Consider the following 21,103-nt stretch of genomic DNA (forward strand, 5'->3'; position numbering starts at 1 on the left):
ATAATTTTAATTTCATCGATGAAGTAGGAGGCGTTTTATGAATAATTTTTTTCAACCACACCTTATATGGGAATATTTGCCTGATGTATTGTCAGCATTACCGACAACGCTGTTGCTTACTCTAGTATCAACAATCATTGGCGTAATCGTCGGCGCAGGTATTGCGTTTGTCAAAATGGAAGATACACCAATCTTTAAACAAATTGCAGTAGTCTTCACTTCTTTTATTAGAGGGACACCAATTTTGATACAAATGTTTTTAGTTTATTATGGACTGCCTATGTTTCTAGGATATGTGGGCATTAACACAGATGACGTCAGCCCATTAATCTATTTATTTATTACATATGGGTTGAACATGGCGGCTTTTCTTTCAGAAATCATTCGTGCCGCATTGGAAAGCGTGCCAGCAAGTCAACGTGAAGCGGCTTTAACTTCAGGTTACACAAAGCGTCAGATGTATTTTAAAATTATTTTCCCTCAGGCAGTAATTATTGCGGTGCCCAGTTTTGCGACAATGGTCATTTCGTTGCTGCAAGATACATCATTGGCATTCACAATCGGTGTATTAGATGTTGTTGGTAAAGCCAAAGCATTGGGTACGGCGACATTTCACACAGTTGAGGCTTACATTAGTGCGATGATCATATTTATTATTTTAAGTTTCATTTTAGAAAGATTCTTCCGTTGGATTGAAAAGCGCAGTAACTTTACGTCACGCAAAACACCAATTTTGGCTAATAATCCTGTGATACCAGTGATTGAGACACCAAAAACAACTTAATATATACACAAGATGTTGATAAATGAGAAGAGAGCTAGAGGAGTAATATTATGCAGAACAAAGCAAGTCGTAGCAAGGGCCTATGGATTGGTATTATTGTAGTCGTGGTAGCAGTTATTGCGGTCGCATTATTACACAATAACGGAAAAAGCAGTGGATCATCTTCTAAAGTACAGACAATTAAAGTTGGTTCCGGTAACGATGCTCAACCCTTTGCTTATTTAGATAAAAGTGGAAAACCAGTTGGTATGGATATTGCTTTGATCCAAGCCATCGATAAAAAGTTACCACAATATAAATTCAAGCTAACACTATCTGATTTTCCTACGTTAATCACAAACTTGAAGAGTGGTAAGACAACGATGGCTATGGAACAGATCGAACAGAATACAGAACGAAAGCAAGACTTTAAGTTTGGAAGCGTTGGCTATACTGTCTGGGATACCTTGTTGGCTACAAAGAAATCAACCGGCGTTTTGAACTCATTTGCGGATGCAAAAGGAAAGAAGCTTTATGTTACTAATTCAACGAACCAAGCAACTCTAACAGATGCTTACCTAAAGAAAAATCCTAATGCATATTCAGTTGTACGTGGAACCTACACAATGGAGCAAGTTGCGCAAGGAATCAATTCTAACCAGTTTAACGTTTACCCAGCTCCTAAGTATTCAATTGATTTGTTGAATCGTCAATTCAAAACGAAATTAGTCTATGGAAAAGCTGTTAACCATTCTAACGCTTATCCAATGTTTAATAAAAAGGCTGATCCAAAATTGGTTAAGGCTGTTAACAAGGCAATGGAAGAATTGAAGAAGGATGGCACAATTAAGAAGTTGAGTAATAAGTGGTTAAAGGGCGATTATGTACCTAAGGATTAGTGGAGGATTTCAATGAACTTTGATATTGGATTTATATTTCAAGTGGTAGTTAAATTAATTCCATACATCCCCATCACGATTTACATGGCGTTTGTTAGTTTAATTCTTGGCGGATTATTAGGATTAGTCATCGCACTAGTACGACACTATAAAGTGCCGGTATTATCACAGTTGTTTACCATCATGATTACCATTCTTAAAGGCGTTCCCTTGATTTTAGTTTTTTTACTTATTTTCATGGTTACTTCCCAGAATTTTAATCGTGTGGCTAAAGCACTAGGATGGCATATGCACTATGGTGATTTACCAATGAGCCTTCTAGCAATCATTGGGTTATCCTTGATGGCAATGGTTGGTCTGAGTGAGGCATTCCGAGGTGCTTTTGAGTCAGTGAAAACTGTTCAGTTTGACGCTGCACGATCACTTGGTATGACCAACTTGCAGACAATTCGTCGTGTGTTAATACCCCAAGCATTTCCAGTCGCTTTACCAATGATTATTAATATGTTGATTAACTTAATCAAAGGTACAGCAATTGCATCATTAATTTCTGTGGTTGAAATTTTCTCAACGGCAACGCAAGCCGCTAGTTCTAACTATAAATATTTTGAAGCTTACATTGCTGCGGCAATCATTTACTGGTTAATGACAATTGTTATTGAACGAGCTGCTGTTCTATTAGAAGGACGTATGGATAAAAAGACAAGGAGGGCGTAATAATGATTGAAGTTAAGGATGTCCATAAAAGTTTCAATGATAATGAGGTCATTAAGGGCGTTAGCTTGTCTTTAAATGAGGGTGAGGTAGTGACCATTCTAGGGCCATCTGGGTCTGGAAAAACAACCTTCCTACGTTGTTTAAATTTTTTGGAAACAGCCGATTCAGGATCAATAACGGTAAATGATGAGCAAGTTACATTTGGTCAAGCAAATGCGAATGATATTCTACAGTTGCGACGACAAATGGGGATGGTATTTCAAAACTATGCGTTGTTCTTAAACAAAACTGCAAAGCAAAACATCATGGAACCCATGGTTATTGTTCATGGATTTAGTGTTAAAGAGGCTGAAGTGCGTGCCGCTGAATTATTGGAAGCTGTCGGTTTACCAGATCATGGTGATTATTACCCAGCACAATTATCAGGTGGACAAAAACAACGTATCGGTATCGCACGAGCATTGGCAGTCCACCCAGCGGTATTACTGTTTGATGAACCAACAGCGGCATTAGACCCAGAACTTGTGGGCGAAGTGCTTAAAGTCATGAAAGGGGTTAAAGATGCCGGTGTAGCCATGATTGTAGTGACACATGAAATGCAATTTGCGTACGAAGTGAGTGACCGGGTTATTTTTATGGCCGATGGCGTGATTGTGGAGGAAGGAACGCCGCAACAGATATTTGAAACACCGAAAGAAGAACGAACAAAAGCATTCTTAAACCGTTTTACAGTACAATAAGCGATTAATAATTTTAAAGGAGACTGCGTAATATGTCAGAAAAGCGTTATGAATTTGCAACACGGGTAGCAGGATTGCTCCCAAATCCTTTGCGGGAACAAGCCAAACATGTTCAAGAGGCTGATGATTATATTAAACTAACTTATGGTTATCCTAGCAATCAGGCCTTTCCTGTTGAAAAGTTGGCCAAAATTTCTGAAAAAATTTACCGTGATCACGCATTTGACTTTATGCAGTATGGTGAAACCGAAGGAATTCCGAGATTAAGAGCACAAATTAAAGAAAGATTAGCAAAATACCAGTCTTTAGATGTTGAAAATAATGATGTTTTGATTACTTCTGGTTCGACGCAAGGAATGGATTTGGTTTTTAAAATATTTGTGAATGAAGGTGATATTGTTCTAACTGAAGAACAAACATTTGTTGGCGCAGTTAATGCGATTAAATCTTACGGGGGCACGGTGCAAGGGTTACCATTTGATTTCTCGGCTGGAAGTATTGATACATCAGCCTTGAAAGCCACACTTGAAGCGGACACGGAGCATAGGATTAAAGTGTTGTACTTAATCCCAACTTTTCAAAATCCGATTGGCACATCAATGCCACTTGAAAAACGTCAAGAAGTATATGATATTTGTCAGGCACATGAAGTCATGATTTATGAGGATGATCCATACGGTGATTTGCTGTATGCAGAAAAAACAGCCATTCCAAAAATTAAATCATTTGATCAGACGGGTAATGTCATTTACGCAGGTTCTTTTTCAAAAATATTAGCGCCAGGATCACGTTTGGGATACTTATTAGCACCAAAAGACGTATTCGATAAATTAGTTTTGATGAAACAAGTTGCCGATTCGTTTGCCAATTTATATTGGCAATATTTGGCTAGTCAGTTGATAGACGATTACGACTTTAATGAACATATTGATTACTTACGCCAGCTTTATAAGGAAAAAATGGACACAATGATTTCATCGCTAGCCCAAAAGTCTGATGATAATATGGCATTTGTTGTACCAGATGGTGGTTATTTCATATCAGTTAAACTAAATGACGATATAGAAACCGAAGCATTTTATGACGAATTGGAACAGCGCCACATCGGTGTCATTCCAGGCAATATTATGAGTGCAGCAGGTAGCGGTTATGAGCAATACTTTAGATTGAACTTTACGTTACCCACATTATCTGAAATCAAAATTGGCATTGAAAGAATTTCTGAGGCAGCAGCGGCGGCAAAACAAACTAAGTCCCCAGTAATTTGAGAGACGGGCATATGAAAATACTATTTTTTAACGTCTCAGCTGTAGAGAAAAATATTATCGATGAGTGGGCTGACACACAACCGATTTCTGTTAAAACGTTACCTGTTTCGATTGACTACGATAACATTGACTTAACTCGCGATTTTGATGCTGTTATTTTTTATCCAGGAAAATCTTTTCAAACTGATGAAAAGTTATATGCTCGATTGGCAGAGAATGGTATGAAACAAATTTCTGTCAAATCAACAGGTTATGATAATATTAATTTCGAATTTGCTGAAAAATATCACCTGACAATAACTAATGTTCCTGATTATTCGCCAGAATCTGTATCGCATTTTACAGTGATGAGCGTGCTCATGTTGTTACGTAATTTACCGCGATATCTTGATAGCCCAGAAACGACACAGCGAAAAGAGTTTATGGGAAGAGAATTGACAGAAGTGACCGTGGGCATATATGGTGCTGGTCGATTGGGCAGTCTTGTGGCTAAGACGTTGAAATTCATGGGTGCACGGGTAATGATGAATTCTCGTAGTCTGAAGCCAGAGTTAATTGGATCAGGCATAGAATTTGTTGATTTTAAACAGTTATTAGTTGAAAGCGATGTGTTGAGCATTCACGTGCCACTAAATAAACAAACTTTCCATAAATTTGACTTTGATAATCTTAGTTTAATGAAACAAAATGCCATATTAATTAACACAGCTCGAGGTGAGATAGTTGATACATCAGCACTGATAACGCACTTACAGCAAGGAAAATTTCAAGGTTTGGCACTTGATGCATTGGAAGATGAGGATACGAAAGGATTTGCAACAAATCCCTACTACCAGTCACTTCATAAATTTGAGAATGTATTGCTGACACCGCATATTGCGTATTTTACGAAGGCAGCTGTTCGTGATATTGCAATAACCGCATTAGAAAATGCACGTGATATTGTTATTGAAGGTAAATCAGAGAATACTGTTGTACAATAGGAGGTAAGCAATGAGTTTTATTGAAATTAAAGATGTACACAAGTCCTTTTACCAAAAAGAAATTTTAAAGGGTATTGATCTAACCTTGCATAAAGGTGAAGTTATTGTTATCTTGGGCCCATCAGGTTCTGGTAAAACAACTTTCTTACGCTGTTTGAATACACTTGAAAAAGCAGACAAAGGACAGATTAAGATCGATGATGTGACAAAAGATTTTACAGTAAAAGATCGTCAAAATACACGAGACCTAATTTTAAAGACAGCGATGGTTTTTCAAGGGCATGCTTTATTTGATAATATGACGGTATTGCAAAATGTTATTGAAGGTTTGATTCGTGTGAAAAAAATGGATCGCGAAGCGGCCACAAAAATTGGGTTGTCAACTTTAGACAGAGTTGGGCTATCTGACCGAGCAAATTATTATCCTGTTCAACTCTCTGGTGGGCAACAGCAGCGTGCAGGGATTGCTCGAGCAATGGCGATGCAGCCAGAACTATTATTGTTTGATGAACCAACGAGTGCTTTGGATCCTGAATTAGTAGGTGAAGTTTTATCCGCTATGAAAGAGTTGGCACAAGAAGGGCACACGATGATTGTCGTCACACATGAAATGCAATTTGCTTATGAAGTGGCAGATCGGGTATTATACATGGAAGGTGGCGTTGTGGTAGAGCAAGGTCCACCAGAAGAAATATTTAATGCACCAAAAGATAAGCGGACTCAACAATTTTTGGCACGACTATCGGGTAAAAATTTTGGAGATCCAGAATTGGTAAATTCATGATGCAGAATAATCAACAAAGTTTGGACAAAGTAAAAGGCGCAGTCAGTACTCAAAGCAGAGATACTGATCAGCGTCTTTTTACCAAGGATTTTATCATTCTAATGATGATTAACTTCTTGGTTATGACAGCAGTTACTACTCAAATGGGTACGCTGCCACTTTATGTAACCCATTTAGGTGGTAATTCGATTATGTCGGGATTAGTTGTCGGCATCTGGGGATTGGCTGCTCTTTGTGCGCGAATTCCAGTTGGCAAGTTACTGGACACATACGGTCGAAAAAAATTAATTTTTATTGGTTTAGCAATTTTGATGGCTGATTTTTCTATGTTGATTTTTTATAGTACAATTGCTAGTTTAATTGTTTTAAGAGCGCTACAAGGGATTGGTAATGGTACCCAATCTACGTCGGTTGCAACTATGGTAGCTGATAAGTTACCGAAGCAAAAGTTATCAATTGGTTTGGGGTATTTTAGTATATCGCAAACTTTACCGGCCGCCATTGGTCCTGCAATAGGGTTAGTTGTTGTTGAAAATTTTGGATTTCAATCACTTTTCTATTTTAGTTTGTCACTGATTTGTCTAGCGTTTGTTTTATCATTTTTCGTTAAAGATAATTATACTCATGTTGAAAAATCTAAGCATGTAGCAGATGAGAATACAGGCTTTCTTGATTTAATTCGTCTAAAAAGTGTGTGGGTGCCAAGTCTAATTGTTTTTGTGGTTTGTTTCGCAAATGCTGCTGTTACAGCGTTTTTAGTCCAATTTGGTGAGCAAAAAAATTTATCAGCGACGATTGTTGGGTTTAGCTTTACTATGCAGGCGATTATTGGTGCTTTAGTTCGTGTTTGGTTTGCGAAGTTATATCTATACTTTAGGTCTTATGTGTTAGTAATAGCCGGTATATTAATGATTGCCTCAGCCTATTTTATGATTGCTTTTGGTGCAACGGTGGAATGGTTAGTTTTAGCCGGTGCTTTGAATGGATTTGGATTTGCATTGCTTATTCCGTTGATGAATGCAGTGGTTTTGAAGAATGTTTCCTCAGCACAACGTGGTCGGGCAACGGCAATTTTTTCCTCTGGTACGGATGTCGCCTATGGCTTAGGGGCGTTTATGTGGGGTGTAGTTGCCAATTTTATCGGTTTCTTTGGAATGTATTGTCTCACGGCTACAATGGTCATTGCAACTTTGTTGTTAGTAATCGCCCATAATCGTTTGTTAAATGAATAAAAAAGAGAAGAGGGCGGCACCATGCCCGAGGTGTTGATTAAGTTGACAGTGTTCGGATTTTTCACGTACAATAGTAAAGTATCAAATTACCATTTTCGTGGTAATTTCAACATGACATGGTCGATACGTTGCTAGAAATGGAGAAGAAACATGGCAAATGAAAAACATCCTGCAGTATGGTATGAACACCTTCATACTGAAAAGTATACAGGTGCTCGACGAGGTCGTATTCACACGCCACATGGTACGTTTGAAACACCGATGTTTATGCCTGTTGGCACACAAGGTGCTGTGAAAGGCGTGGGCACGCGTGAATTAAAAGACATTGGTTCACAATTCATTTTAAGCAATACATATCATTTATGGGTACGTCCAGGAGATGAATTAATTGCTGAAGCAGGCGGTTTACATAAATATATGGGATGGGATCAGGCTATCTTGACTGATTCTGGTGGCTTTCAAGTTTTTTCATTGTCCGATGCACGTAAATTAAAAGAAGAAGGCGTAACTTTCCAGAATCATGTTAATGGTGACAGAATGTTCCTATCACCTGAAGTAGCCATGCGGATTCAAAACAACCTTGGATCTGATGTTATGATGCAGCTAGACGAAGCCATTCCTTATTTTGAAACATATGATTATATCAAGAATTCAATGCAACGCTCGCTGCGGTGGGCTGAGCGAGCCAAAGTAGCGCATAAGAAGACAGATACGCAAGCTTTATTTGGTATTGTTCAAGGAGCAGGTTTTAAAGCTTTACGAACTGAATCGGCCAATAACTTGGTGGATATGGATTTACCCGGATACGCAGTTGGCGGTCTATCAGTAGGTGAGTCTAAAGCTGAAATGAATCGGGTTCTGGACTTCACTATGCCCCTGTTACCAGAAGATAAGCCACGTTACTTGATGGGCGTGGCAGCACCAGATTCATTGATAGACGGTGTGATGCGCGGTGTTGATATGTTTGATTGTGTCTTACCAACTAGAATAGGACGCAAGGGAACGTTAATGACACGTTACGGTCGTGTTGTCATCCGAAATTCAAAATATAAGAATGATTTCACGCCATTAGATCCTGATTTGAGTTATTACTCACCAAATCCTATTCGTAAGGAACAATTTGGCAATTTAGCACAATATGATATACCAGGCTATAATCCTTTTAAAACATTAACTCGTTCTTATTTGCATCACCTATTTAATGCAAATGAATTATTAGGTGCGCAATTAGCTTCGGAACATAATTTGCGGTTCTTGTTACAATTCATGGAAGATATGCGTACTGCTATTGAAAACGATGAACTATTGGCTTTCCGTGAAACTGTTATGGAAGAATATGGATATAATAAGCCTAATGCACGATTATTCTAAGTTTGGTATAATAATAGTATTAGCAAAATGAGTAAAAGTTACCGTGAAATGGAACGCGTAGCTAAACTCGCTTAGGAAAGTAGGAGTTAGAATGTCGTTGAATTTGATTTTGCCATTAGTAATTATTGTGGCAATGTTCTGGTTTATGTCACGTCAGCAAAAGAAGCAACGTGAACAACAACAAAATATGCAAAAAAGTTTGCAAAAAGGTAGCAAAGTTGTTACAATTGGTGGTTTGCACGCAGTTGTTGATAGCGTGGATAATGCTGCAAAGACTGTTGATTTAGATGCTGAAGGTGTTATTTTAACATATGAATTATCAGCTATTCGTTCTATCAGCAATCCAGTAGATACTGAAAAGCCAACTGTGGCTGATATTACACCTGCTGATAAGGTCGAAGAAACAAGTGAAAAAATTACTGACGATGCTGAAAAGCCAGCAGATGACAAGTAATATATAGTGGCAGTATAATAAAAGGAAGCGCAAGCTTCCTTTTATTATGGAGAAAATATGAAAACAGTCACAAAAGTTATGTCGGATGGTACAAAAATTGTATATGATGAATACGGTAATGATCAGTTGAAGACTGTTTTTTTATTACATGGTAATGGTAGCTCAGCCCACTATTTTAAACGTCAATTACCCAGTTATACAGCGTACTTTCACGTTATTGCAATAGATTCTCGAGGACACGGTCGTTCCACCAATACTAAAAAATCTATTGATATGGCAGATGTGATTCGTGATATCGATGAATTGAGACGAGAGCTGTCTATCGATAAAATAATCATAGTTGGTTATAGTGATGGCGCTAATATTGCATTGAAATATGCCGTTGAAAATCAGAATCATGTTTCTAGAATGGTTTTGAACGCACCTAATGTAACAGCAGATGGTGTTTATCGTATTTTATGGTGGGGGGATGCTATTGCACGATTTGGAACTGAATTATTTTCACCAATTAGTCAGAAAGCTCGTCGCCGTCATATGCAACTACATGTCATGAGTGAACCATTGGATATTACACGGGCACAATTAAAGGTGTTAACAATACCGATATTATTTGTTATTGGGCAATTTGATATCGTTAAACGGCAACACATTGAAAGTATTTCCAAAATTATGCCGGTTGCCAAAGTTATGATTCTGCGTGGGCATGGGCATTTCGTAACCTACACAAATCCGCGGAAGTTTGCACAGTTGATTACACCATTTTTACTTGGGGGAAAGCATGAAGGGCATTAATCACGTTTTATCAAAGTTAATTATATTAGTTATTACGTTGGTGCTGATTACTCAGCTGTTCATTATGACACGAGAAATCACGTGGCATGCAATATTGTCGACAATGAATGATATTGCTTGGTGGCAAATGGTATTGCTACTTCTAGCTGGATTTTTGGTGATCATGCCAACGTTATTCAATGATCTTATTTTGCGCGAATGGCAAGGCTACGAACTAACTACGAGTGAAGTGTTACAGCGTGCGTGGTTAGTTAATGTTTTTAACTTAAATGCTGGTTTTATTGGTATTTTAAGTGTATTTTTACGACGTATTTTTTATAATGATCAACCAAAACAAAAGCCGATTAAGCCGTATATACAAATGTACATACTCGGTCAAAGTGGTCTACTCTTCGCAACTGTCGTTGCTTTTGTCATTTTAATATTAGATGCCAATAAACAATTAACTGAACAATTAGTGTGGTTAGCCCTGTTTATTTTAGTGGCTATCATAGGGATAATTGTTTCCTTTAGTAAGCGGATAAATATTTGGCAAAGTTTGAACAGCACAGTTGTTGCACGTTTCATAATTAACTCAGTTATTACGCTGTCCGCTCAAGTGGGGTTGTTTATATTAATAGGTCGTATTATTGACATTGATATTGGTCCTTCAGAAATCATACTTAGTTTTATTATTTCTAGTGCAATTGCTCTGATTACCATGACACCCGGAACTTGGGGTTCGTTTGACGTTGCGATTATTATTATGTTGTCGTTTTTTGATGTAGCTCGTGTGGATAGTTTTATTTGGCTCATATTATATCGTGTTAGTTATAATTTGTTTCCTTTATTGAGCGCTGTGGCTCTTTTGTTTTTACGTATTTCTAAACGAATCAATGCTAGTTTTCGAGGTGTACCGCATTATGTTGCCCAATCAGTTGTTCACCAATTTTTGATTATTATACTCTATTTATCTGGTATGTTGCTTGTCTTAGCAGGGACGATGCCCAAAGTTGCAGAACAAATATTTGTTTTTAATCACCTACGTTCTTGGCCGGTCACATATACTTTAATCAACCAATTACCCAATATTTTATTTGGTTTTTTGATCCTAATTAGTGCACGTGGCATTGCTAATCGTGTACAACGCGCTTATGGGGCGACTATTGTTGTCTTATTGCTAGTAGCTACATACGTATTTTTCTTTTATCAGTATGTGGCACCGTTGTTTTTTATAGCCGTTATTTTGATAGCGGTGTTATTTAGTAAAAAGTCTCTGTATAGAAAGCAATTTATTCACTCTTGGGAAGAGCAGGCTGTGGATTTTCTGATTTGGGCGACGCTAATTATTAGTTATTTGGCTTTGGGCGTGGTTAATCTACCTCCAATTCATCGCCATTTTCCTCATGTTGGCAACATGCCATCCATGCATTGGTGGTACGTAGGTCTTATTATTATCAGTGTTGTCTCTGTTTCTGGTTTAGCTTTGTCTAAATTTTTGCATTCACAGCAGATCCCGCTTGGTGTGGGGTTAGATGAAGCAAGAGTGAACAAAGTTCTGACTATTGGTGATAATCACTACACTAATCTCGTTTTTTTGGGGGATAAAAGACTATATTTTTATCGAATTGATGATGAAGATGTTGTGGGTATTCAGTTTCGAATTATTAACAACAAGGCGATGGTTATGGGGGACCCTTTTGGGAACGAAAAGTACTTTGCTGCTGCGATGGAGCAATTTGTAAACGAAGCGGACGTACTTGGTTATATGCCAGTTTTTTATGAAATTAGCGAAAACATTGCCATGATGGCTCATGAATTTGGTTATGATTTTTTTAAACTTGGTGAGGAAGCATTAGTTATTCTTGATGATTTTTCGACTGCTGGTAAAAAAATGCAGAATATTCGTTCAGAAATGAATCAAGCAACGCGTGCTGGTTTCAAATTCAAGGTATTAGAACCACCATTTAAGCATGACGTGTTGCAGCAAATGCAACTAATTAGTGATGAATGGCTTGCTGGACGTGAAGAAAAAGGATATTCACTCGGATTCTTTGATGAAAATTATTTGCAGCGTGGTCCAATAGCTGTACTTGAAAAAGAAGGACAAATCGAAGCGTTTGCAACGTTAGTGACTTCATATACAGAACAACAAATGACAGTTGACTTAATGAGATTTACGCATGCTGCTCCGAATGGTGTCATGGATGTTTTATTCGTCAACGTATTTGATTATGCTAAACAGCGGCATTTTAAAATATTTAATTTAGGTATGTCACCTTTGGCTAATGTTGGCCAGCATCGTCAAAGTTTTGGACGTGAGCGCTTGGCTAATTTGGTCTATCAATTTGGTTCAAAGGTTTATTCCTTTGAAGGATTGCATCATTATAAAAATAAATTTACCAAAGTTTGGCAACCTATGTACATTGGCTACTCAAGAAAAAGTAGCATTATTGCCGTTATGTTTGGATTGCTGAAAATAGACAACAAAGGAGTGAAACATGCACCAAAAAGCGATATGAGATATACTAGAAGCAATTAAAATAGGAGGAAAAACATTTAGGATAGCGTTATAATTTGCTAAATGTTCTGATAGTTAATGGCAATGCATCAATATTTCATGGGAATGAGTCAGCTTGAACTCATTAACCGAGCTCCAGGTTTTTTTAAATACCAGCCCCATAGTGTAGCGGCACATTCATGGAAAGTAACTCAAATTGCTCAATTTTTAGCCGATGTCGAGGAACAAAATGGCGCTCAAATTAATTGGAAATCAGTTTATGAAAAAGCTTTAAATCACGATTATACAGAAAGATTTATCGGCGACATTAAAACGCCAGTGAAATATGCGACGTCAACATTGCGTTCCATGTTAGCTGATGTTGAAGAATCAATGACTGAAAACTTTATTAAAACAGAAATTCCTGAACAATTTCAAGCCGCATACACACGACGCCTAGGCGAAGGGAAAGATGACACGATTGAGGGCAAAATTTTATCTATTTCTGATAAAATTGATCTTCTCTATGAAGCATACGGTGAATTAGAAAAGTTTAACCCTGAACCCGTTTTTGTGAATATTTTTCAAAGCAGCTTGGAAGCGCTCGCCGAATTTAAAGATATGGCCAGTGTGAAGTATTTGGCAAAAGAAATATTACCAGAAGTTTTTAAGGAAGATTTCATTCATAAGGATTTATTGTTTGACCTAGCTAAAAGTTTGTTACCTGATTTTGCCGAGGTGGTTAATAATTAATATGGAAAAAAATTACATTGCGCGCATGCGTGAAAAAGTTGGGCACGAAGGCATGATATTTGTCTCTGCATTTGGCGTATTGTGGAACGACGCACATGACGCAATATTACTAGAAAAACGTTGGGACTCCGATGAAGGCTGGGGCTTCCCTGGTGGTTATCTTGAGTATGGCGACTCACCAATGCAGGCTGTTACACGAGAATTTAAAGAAGAAACTAACCTTGATGTTAAAGTTACTCGTATGTTAGGGATCGCCACAAATGAGGTTAAAAAAAATTCTTGGGGTGATGCGCAAGAAACCATTGGAATTGGTTTTGAAGTTGAGCATGTTGGTGGTGAGATGTTGAAAGATGGTACTGAAACGCTTGATTTACAATTTGTGCCTGTTCATCCAGAACCTAAAATGTTCGTCCCACAAGCACAAAAAACAATGCATCTTATATTGACGCAAAACGAGATTAGTGAACAACCTTGGATGAGGGAGAAAAACGAATGAAACTTTATGTTGTACGTCATGGTCAGACCATATTTAATACATTAAACAAAGTGCAGGGATGGGCTGATACACCGCTAACCAAGAAAGGTGAAAAAGATGGCCAGGAAGCTGGGAAAAGATTAAAAAACGTAGCTTTTGACGTAGCTTTTTCTTCTGATACTTCACGTGCTATGCATACGGCAGAATATATCCTAGCTGAAAATATCCACGAGCATACTAAGCTACAAATTACACCAGAGTGGCGTGAATACTTTTTCGGTAGCTTTGAGGGTGGTAGTAATGATGTGATGTGGGGTGCTGTGGCTAAAGAATTTGGCGTAAATAAAGGCACACCAGATGCTATTGCTGCAGAAGTTCAAGACATGACAGCGATTATGAATAAAATTTACGAAGTGGATCCAGAGCATCTAGGTGAGAACGCCACACGTTTTTGGCAAAGAATAGACGCTGCATTGGAAAAACTCCTGATGACACAAAAAGCCAATGCTAATGTCTTGTTAGTTACGCACGGTCAGCTCATTGGTAATTTGGCACAGCACTATGGCCATTTTCTCGGGGCCGAAAGACCAAAAAATGGTGCTGTGGCAGTTTTCAATCTTGATGACGACGGTTTGCAAGTGGAACTTTTTAATGATGTTAACACCGTATTTTGATAAAATATGGTTAATATTTTATATTTTTTTAAGGATTAAATTTAGCCAAACAAATCGTTTAATGATAATGTTTTCATTGTTGTTTCAGAAAACATACTCGTTATTTTCTTCACAAAAATTGTATTAAACGATTGACATTTTATGGTGGAACCGGTTACAATATTATGGTAAGCGATTATCATAATTGAAGGAGATAATATGGTTAAACAAGATAGCCTGCTCACTAAAATTGCTTTTTTGGGCATTTCATTTGTCTTGACAAGTGCATACGCTATTAACGGCGCATTGCCACAAATGACAGAGGCGTTGCATATTTCATCCACCGAAGCGCAAGTGCTGGCCACTACACCTTCTATTACTGTGACTATTTTTGTTCTTTTGAGTAGCTTTATAGCTGCTAAATTAGGTGATAAAAATACAATCATTTTAGGTGTAACATTGGTCGGAATTGCTGGAATGATACCATTTTTTACCGATTCATATGTGATCATTTTAGCATCACGAACGGTGTTAGGTGCTGGATTTGGTATTTTCAACTCACTGGCAGTGTCCATGATTGCTGTGATGTACAACGGAAAAACACGTTCTTCGATGCTTGGATACCGTGCAGCTGCTGAACAAGTTGGACAAGCTGTATTAACATTGTTAGCAGGATTGTTGTTAGCGTTTGGTTGGCACGCAACATTTTTGGTATACCTAATTGCATTTCCGATTTTGTTCTTGTTCATTAAGCGGGTTCCTGATACATCAGAAATGACACCGCTTAAGACAGAAACGACGGACAGTACACAGGTAGAAGAGGTAACTCGTATTAGTCCATTGGTATTGGTACTGACATTCTTTGCTGCTTTCCTTGTTATTGATTATATGGCCATTCAACTTAGCTTTCCATTTATGGCGGCTGACTTGAAGGGCGACGGATACAATACCTCACCAATATTGTCAGCTATGCTGATTGCAGCAACAATTGGTGGTGTAACATATGGTTGGTTTATGGCAAAGTTTGGTCGTTTCACATTACAAATTGGATTAGTATTAATGGCGATTTCAAATTTCTTGGTCGCATTTTCAAATGGTAACTTTGGTATGTTGATTTTAGGGGTTTTATTAATAGGATTCCCCCTACAATTAATTTCACCATTTATTTTTAATCAATTACCAAAGTTGGCACCACTTGCACGTCAGTCATTGGTAACGTCAATCATATTAATCGGATTTAACGTTGGTGTATTCATTGAACCGATTGTAGTTGCAGCTTTTGCAAAGATGATTGGTCATGGTGGTGGTAGCGCTGCTTCTTCAGCATATGCTACTATTCCATATCTGGGTTCGGTACTTCTTATTATCGCAATTATTACAGTTATAACTAATAGAAAACAGGAGAAATAACTATGGAAATTCAAAATAAAGCAATGCTCATCACATACGCTGATTCATTGGGTAAAAACTTGAAGGATGTTCGCAAAGTCTTGAAAGAAGATATTGGTGATGCAATTGGTGGTGTTCACTTGTTGCCATTTTTCCCATCAACGGGAGACCGCGGTTTTGCACCTTCTGATTACACACGTGTTGATTCAGCATTTGGTGATTGGAGTGATGTAGAAGCATTAGGTGAAGAATATTACTTGATGTTTGATTTCATGATTAACCATATTTCACGTGAATCTGTTATGTATCAAGATTTCAAGAAGAATCATGATGAATCAAAATATAAGGATTTCTTCATTCGCTGGGAAAAGTTCTGGGCCAAGGCTGGTGAAAACCGTCCAACACAAGCCGATGTTGACTTGATTTACAAGCGTAAGGATAAGGCACCAACTCAAGAAATTACTTTTGATGATGGTACAACTGAAAACTTGTGGAACACATTTGGTGATGAACAAATTGATATCGATGTAAACTCAGCTATCGCTAAAGAATTTATCAAGACAACGCTTGAAGACATGGTGAAGCATGGAGCTAACTTGATTCGTTTGGATGCCTTTGCATACGCTGTTAAAAAAGTTGATACAAATGACTTCTTCGTTGAACCTGAAATCTGGGACACATTGAACGAGGTTCGTGAAATTTTGACACCTTTGAAGGCCGAAATTTTGCCAGAAATCCATGAACACTATTCAATTCCTAAGAAGATCAATGATCATGGTTACTTCACATATGATTTTGCTTTGCCAATGACGACACTTTATACATTGTATTCAGGTAAAACAAATCAATTGGCTAAATGGTTGAAGATGTCACCAATGAAGCAATTTACTACTTTGGATACGCACGACGGTATAGGTGTTGTTGATGCGCGTGACGTCTTGACTGATGAAGAAATTGATTATGCATCTGAAGAGTTATACAAAGTTGGTGCTAACGTGAAGAAGACTTACTCTTCTGCTTCATACAACAACTTGGATATCTACCAAATCAACTCAACATATTACTCAGCTTTGGGAAATGATGATGCTGCGTACTTGCTAAGCCGTATCTTCCAAGTGTTCGCTCCTGGTATTCCACAAATCTACTATGTTGGTTTGTTGGCCGGTGAAAATGATATTGAATTACTTGAATCTTCAAAAGAAGGTCGTAACATCAACCGTCATTACTACTCAGTTGATGAAGTTAAGGAAGAAGTTAAGCGCCCAGTTGTTGCTAAGTTGTTGAAGCTTTTGTCATGGCGTAACAACTTTGCTGCATTTGATTTGGACGGATCAATTGACGTTGAAACACCATCTGATACAACTATCAAGATTACTCGTAAGGATAAGTCTGGTGAAAATGTTGCAGTCTTGGTTGCCAACGCTGCCGATAAGACATTCACAATCACTGCAAATGGTGAAGAAATCTTAGCCAACACAGAAGCTGATAAGCAACAATTGTAATTTTAAATATATGAATGATTAAAAAATCAGTACGAAGAGTACTGGTTTTTTATGTACTTAAAAATAGGGAATAATTGGTATATTTTACATTGACAGGCAAAGTAATCTTTCCTATACTAGTTGCGTGTTAAATAGTTGAAAAATAGTATTCGATAGCGTAATATTAGTTTTTAATGTCTTGAAAGAGGAAATGAAATGCAAATTTTAAAAGAACATGCAAAGCCTTATGCTCGTGATATTATGTTTTCAATTATTGCGGTGGTGATAATGGCTGTTGCATCATTGTGGCAACCACGATTGCTTCAGCAAGTTATGAAAGCAATTATCGCTGATGATCAAAATAAGGTTGTTGCTTACGGATTTCAACTGTTATTTTTAGCTTTAATCGGATTGGTTGCTGGTGTAATTAATACAATTTTTGCCTCCAAAGTTTCACAGGCGATTGCTGCAGATATTCGTGCACACGAGTATAAAAAAATACAATCATTTTCATTTGGTAATATTGAAAAATTTTCAGCGGGTAACTTGGTTGTCCGTATGACAAATGATGTCAATCAAGTGCAGCAATTAATCATGATGATTTTACAGTCTTTGACACGTATTCCAATATTGTTTGTTGGAGCCTTTATTTTGGCATTGATTACATTGCCACGTTTATGGTGGATTGTAATTTTAATGGTTGTACTGATTTTTGTATCTTCGCAAGTAATTTTTAAACAAATGGGGAAGTTTTTCTCCAAAATTCAAACATTAATTGATAAGACGAATACGTTGGCCAAGGAAAATCTTCAGGGTGTTCGTGTTGTCAAGTCTTTTAACCAAGAAAAAAATGAAACAAACCGTTTTACGGATAATTCCAATGAGTTGACGCATGTCAACACGACTGTTGGCTATTTATTTTCGACTATGATGCCGATGTTCATGTTGATATCTTATGTTGCTATCGGTACAGCTATTTTATTCGTAGGTCGCGATGTTGTCAAACATCCCAATGATTTAGTTGCGATTGCTTCTTTTACTTCTTACTTAATGCAAATATTCTTTGCCATTATGATTGGTGGTATGATGGCTACCTTTGCATCTCGTGGTTTTGTCTCGCTAAGACGTATTAAAGAAATTTTAGATACGACTCCAGACTTAACGTACGCTCAAGATGCGCCTGATCGTGATTTGAATGGAAATATTTCATTCAAAAATGTTTCTTTCACCTATCCTGGAGATACTAAACCAGCTTTGAAAAACGTATCGTTTGATATCAAAGCAGGTGAGATGATCGGTATCGTTGGTGCAACTGGATCAGGTAAAACAACACTTGCCCAATTAATCCCAAGATTGTATGATCCTACTGAAGGTGTGGTAGCTGTTGGTGGTGTGGATCTCAAATCAGTAAACGAAAAGTCGTTGCGAGCTGCGGTTTCGTTTGTTCTACAAAAGGCCATATTGTTTAGTGGTACGATTGCAGCAAATTTGCGTCAAGGTAAAAAAGACGCTAATGAAAAGGATTTCCAAAAAGCTGTTGAAATTGCACAGGCTGCGGAGTTTGTTAATCGTTATGAAGATAATTTTGACCACATTGTTGAAGAGCGTTCTGCCAATTTTTCCGGTGGTCAAAAACAACGTCTTTCTATAGCAAGAGGTGTTGTTGGTAGTCCTAAAATATTGATTTTAGATGATTCAACATCGGCTTTAGATGCTCGATCCGAAAAGCTGGTTCAAGAAGCACTTGACCAGGAATTAAAAGGAACGACAACAATTGTAATTGCTGAAAAAATCAGTTCAGTTATTCATGCCAACCGCATTTTAGTAATGGATGAGGGTAAGGTAGTAGGCATCGGTGCACATCACGAGTTGCTTGAAACTTCACCGGTCTATGCTGAAATTTATCAAACACAGAAAGCGAAAGGGGCAGAATAATGACAGATATTAAACACGCAATTAAATATTTTGCAAAGTATCTTAAGCGTTATTGGTTAGCATTGTCTTTCGTAGTTGTTGTGACAATAGCCTCAACTTATTTCCAAGTTAAAGCACCAGTGTATATGGGAAAGGCAATTACAGAATTATCGACTTATTTAGGTCAATACTTGAATCCTCAAACGCATGCTGTTGCTAGCAAAACACCTTTCTATCATGCGCTGGAAGCAATGATGATTTTCTTTACTTTAACTGCAGTAACAATGTTCATTTCTAGTTTTATATCTAGTCGTATTAGTTCAGAGGCATCAGGCCGGATGAGAATTGGTCTATTTGCTAAATTGCAACGGATGACGATTAAATATTTTGACACGCATCAAGATGGCGAAATTTTATCTTTGTTTACGTCTGATTTAGATAATATTTTTAACGCGATGAACCAGGCCATTTTCCAACTTTTATCACAATTCGCTTTGTTTGTTGGTATCATTATTATGATGTTTCAGCAGAACGTCAAATTAGCATGGGTAACTATGGCTTCAACACCAGTTGCTATTATTGTCGCCTGGTTTGTAATCAGTCGTGCTAGAAAATATATTGACACGCAGCAAGATGAAACTGGCCGCATGAATGGTTATATTAATGAGCAAATCAATGGTGAGAAGATTATTATTACGCAAGGATTGCAACAAGAATCAATCGCTAATTTTGGTCCGTATAATGAACGAGTGAAGCAAGCTACTTTTAAAGGACAGATGTATTCTGGTATGCTGTTTCCTCTAATGCAAGGCTTGTCATTGTTGAACTTAGCTATTGTGATTTTCTTTGGGTCATGGTTAATTGTTCATGACGGTATGGATAAGTCGGTTGGTTTGGGATTAATTGTGGTGTTTGTTAACTATTCACAACAGTATTACCAACCAATCACACAAATTACATCTATTTATAATATGTTGCAGTTAGCTGTTACTGGTGCAAGACGCTTGAGCGATGTCCATGAACAAGCTGAAGAAGTTAACCCCGAAAGTGGTCAGAAATTAACTAATTTAAAGTCGGGTGTTACCCTAGAAAATATTCACTTTGGATACAATGATGACAAAGAAATTCTTCACGGTGTTTCAATTGACGTTAAAAAAGGGGAAATGATAGCCCTTGTTGGTCCGACCGGCTCAGGAAAGACAACGGTCATGAACTTATTGAATCGATTTTATGATGTGACTGAAGGATCCGTAAAGTTTGATGGCACCGACGTTCGTCAGTTAGACTTGAAGTCTTTACGTGATCATGTTGGCATTGTGTTACAGGAATCAGTATTATTTAGTGGTACTGTCGCAGATAATATTAAATTTGGTGAGCCAGATGCTACCGAAGAAGAAATGATTGATGCTGCCAAGCAGGCGAACATCCATGACTTTATTATGACACTTCCAGAAGGTTATCAGACCAAAGTAGATGACGAAAATTCGGTCTTTTCAACAGGTCAAAAACAATTATTATCAATCGCCCGCACAATTTTGACTAATCCGGATTTCTTAATATTAGATGAAGCAACATCTAATGTAGATACGGTGACAGAGGCAAAAATCCAAGCGGCGATGGATAATGTTATTGCTGGACGTACGAGTTTTGTTATTGCGCACCGATTGAAAACAATACTGGGTGCTGATAAAATTGTTGTTCTTAAAGATGGTCGAGTTATTGAAAAGGGCTCGCATCAAGAATTAGTTGCTGAAGGCGGATTTTATTCAGAATTGTACCATAATCAAATGGTATTTGATTAACATAGTAAAAATCAACAAATAGTTTGAAGTCCTGTGTTATAAAGGATGGAAAATGATTTGTTGTTTTTTTTTCGTGAAGAACAATTGCATCAGTATTCGACCATTTTTACGTAAAATGTTATAATAGCAGTATTGCTTTTATAGAAAATTTGTA

The 21,103-nt window shown here is 37.6% G+C and carries 19 protein-coding genes; all 19 read left to right on the forward strand.

Going from position 1 to position 21,103, the window contains the following annotated elements; genetic code table 11:
• Nucleotides 1–37 precede the first annotated feature (37 nt).
• The 19 genes from RHP56_RS01815 (at nt 38) to RHP56_RS01905 (ending at nt 20,949) form a co-directional block, all read left to right on the forward strand.
• Entirely contained in the window at nt 38–784 is a 747-nt protein-coding gene (locus tag RHP56_RS01815; protein ID WP_011679231.1) for an amino acid ABC transporter permease, read from the forward strand.
• 50 nt (nt 785–834) lie between these two features.
• Nucleotides 835–1,662 carry an amino acid ABC transporter substrate-binding protein gene (locus tag RHP56_RS01820; RefSeq protein WP_011679232.1) on the forward strand — a complete coding sequence of 276 codons (828 nt, stop codon included), beginning with the start codon at nt 835–837 and terminating at the stop codon, nt 1,660–1,662.
• Between the two features lie 12 nt (nt 1,663–1,674).
• Complete coding sequence (locus RHP56_RS01825) at nt 1,675–2,379, forward strand: amino acid ABC transporter permease (RefSeq protein WP_011679233.1); 705 nt, start codon at nt 1,675–1,677, stop codon at nt 2,377–2,379.
• 2 nt (nt 2,380–2,381) lie between these two features.
• On the forward strand, nt 2,382–3,119 hold the full coding sequence (locus tag RHP56_RS01830; protein ID WP_011679234.1) for an amino acid ABC transporter ATP-binding protein: 738 nt from the start codon (nt 2,382–2,384) through the stop codon (nt 3,117–3,119).
• Nucleotides 3,120–3,151: 32 nt separating this feature from the next.
• On the forward strand, nt 3,152–4,387 hold the full coding sequence (locus tag RHP56_RS01835; protein WP_102753246.1) for an aminotransferase-like domain-containing protein: 1,236 nt from the start codon (nt 3,152–3,154) through the stop codon (nt 4,385–4,387).
• A gap of 11 nt (nt 4,388–4,398) precedes the next feature.
• Nucleotides 4,399–5,370, forward strand: coding sequence for an NAD(P)-dependent oxidoreductase (locus RHP56_RS01840; RefSeq protein WP_096638918.1), 972 nt, complete (start codon nt 4,399–4,401; stop codon nt 5,368–5,370).
• Nucleotides 5,371–5,380: 10 nt separating this feature from the next.
• Nucleotides 5,381–6,154 (forward strand): amino acid ABC transporter ATP-binding protein, encoded by a 774-nt coding sequence (locus RHP56_RS01845; protein ID WP_014324282.1) that lies wholly within the window; start codon nt 5,381–5,383, stop codon nt 6,152–6,154.
• On the forward strand, nt 6,151–7,386 hold the full coding sequence (locus tag RHP56_RS01850; RefSeq protein ID WP_042250992.1) for an MFS transporter: 1,236 nt from the start codon (nt 6,151–6,153) through the stop codon (nt 7,384–7,386). Before RHP56_RS01845 ends, RHP56_RS01850 begins: the two co-directional genes overlap by 4 nt.
• 150 nt (nt 7,387–7,536) lie before the next feature.
• Nucleotides 7,537–8,757 (forward strand): tRNA guanosine(34) transglycosylase Tgt, encoded by a 1,221-nt coding sequence (gene tgt / locus RHP56_RS01855; RefSeq protein ID WP_011679239.1) that lies wholly within the window; start codon nt 7,537–7,539, stop codon nt 8,755–8,757.
• 91 nt (nt 8,758–8,848) lie between these two features.
• Nucleotides 8,849–9,211, forward strand: a complete 363-nt coding sequence (gene yajC, locus RHP56_RS01860) for a preprotein translocase subunit YajC (protein ID WP_011679240.1) — start codon at nt 8,849–8,851, stop codon at nt 9,209–9,211.
• Between the two features lie 57 nt (nt 9,212–9,268).
• Nucleotides 9,269–10,003 (forward strand): alpha/beta fold hydrolase, encoded by a 735-nt coding sequence (locus tag RHP56_RS01865; RefSeq protein ID WP_011679241.1) that lies wholly within the window; start codon nt 9,269–9,271, stop codon nt 10,001–10,003.
• Nucleotides 9,990–12,524 (forward strand): bifunctional lysylphosphatidylglycerol flippase/synthetase MprF, encoded by a 2,535-nt coding sequence (mprF, locus tag RHP56_RS01870; RefSeq protein ID WP_258984430.1) that lies wholly within the window; start codon nt 9,990–9,992, stop codon nt 12,522–12,524. The genes RHP56_RS01865 and mprF overlap by 14 nt, the downstream gene beginning before the upstream one ends.
• 57 nt (nt 12,525–12,581) lie before the next feature.
• Nucleotides 12,582–13,235 carry a YfbR-like 5'-deoxynucleotidase gene (locus RHP56_RS01875; protein WP_004164739.1) on the forward strand — a complete coding sequence of 218 codons (654 nt, stop codon included), beginning with the start codon at nt 12,582–12,584 and terminating at the stop codon, nt 13,233–13,235.
• 1 nt (nt 13,236) lies between these two features.
• Nucleotides 13,237–13,731 carry an NUDIX domain-containing protein gene (locus RHP56_RS01880; RefSeq protein ID WP_004164738.1) on the forward strand — a complete coding sequence of 165 codons (495 nt, stop codon included), beginning with the start codon at nt 13,237–13,239 and terminating at the stop codon, nt 13,729–13,731.
• The gene (locus RHP56_RS01885; RefSeq protein ID WP_011679244.1) at nt 13,728–14,384 is read left to right on the forward strand and encodes a histidine phosphatase family protein; all 657 of its coding nucleotides are present in this window, start codon (nt 13,728–13,730) and stop codon (nt 14,382–14,384) included. The genes RHP56_RS01880 and RHP56_RS01885 overlap by 4 nt, the downstream gene beginning before the upstream one ends.
• Before the next feature lie 198 nt (nt 14,385–14,582).
• Nucleotides 14,583–15,773 (forward strand): MFS transporter, encoded by a 1,191-nt coding sequence (locus tag RHP56_RS01890; RefSeq protein WP_011679245.1) that lies wholly within the window; start codon nt 14,583–14,585, stop codon nt 15,771–15,773.
• A 2-nt stretch (nt 15,774–15,775) separates the two neighbouring features.
• Nucleotides 15,776–17,254: a sucrose phosphorylase gene (gene gtfA / locus RHP56_RS01895; protein WP_011679246.1), complete on the forward strand. Its 1,479-nt coding sequence runs from the start codon at nt 15,776–15,778 to the stop codon at nt 17,252–17,254.
• 195 nt (nt 17,255–17,449) lie between these two features.
• Nucleotides 17,450–19,168, forward strand: a complete 1,719-nt coding sequence (locus RHP56_RS01900; RefSeq protein ID WP_102753244.1) for an ABC transporter ATP-binding protein — start codon at nt 17,450–17,452, stop codon at nt 19,166–19,168.
• Nucleotides 19,168–20,949 carry an ABC transporter ATP-binding protein gene (locus RHP56_RS01905; protein ID WP_025267765.1) on the forward strand — a complete coding sequence of 594 codons (1,782 nt, stop codon included), beginning with the start codon at nt 19,168–19,170 and terminating at the stop codon, nt 20,947–20,949. Before RHP56_RS01900 ends, RHP56_RS01905 begins: the two co-directional genes overlap by 1 nt.
• Nucleotides 20,950–21,103 lie beyond the last annotated feature (154 nt).

The sequence above is a fragment of the Leuconostoc sp. C5 genome, from assembly GCF_056530425.1.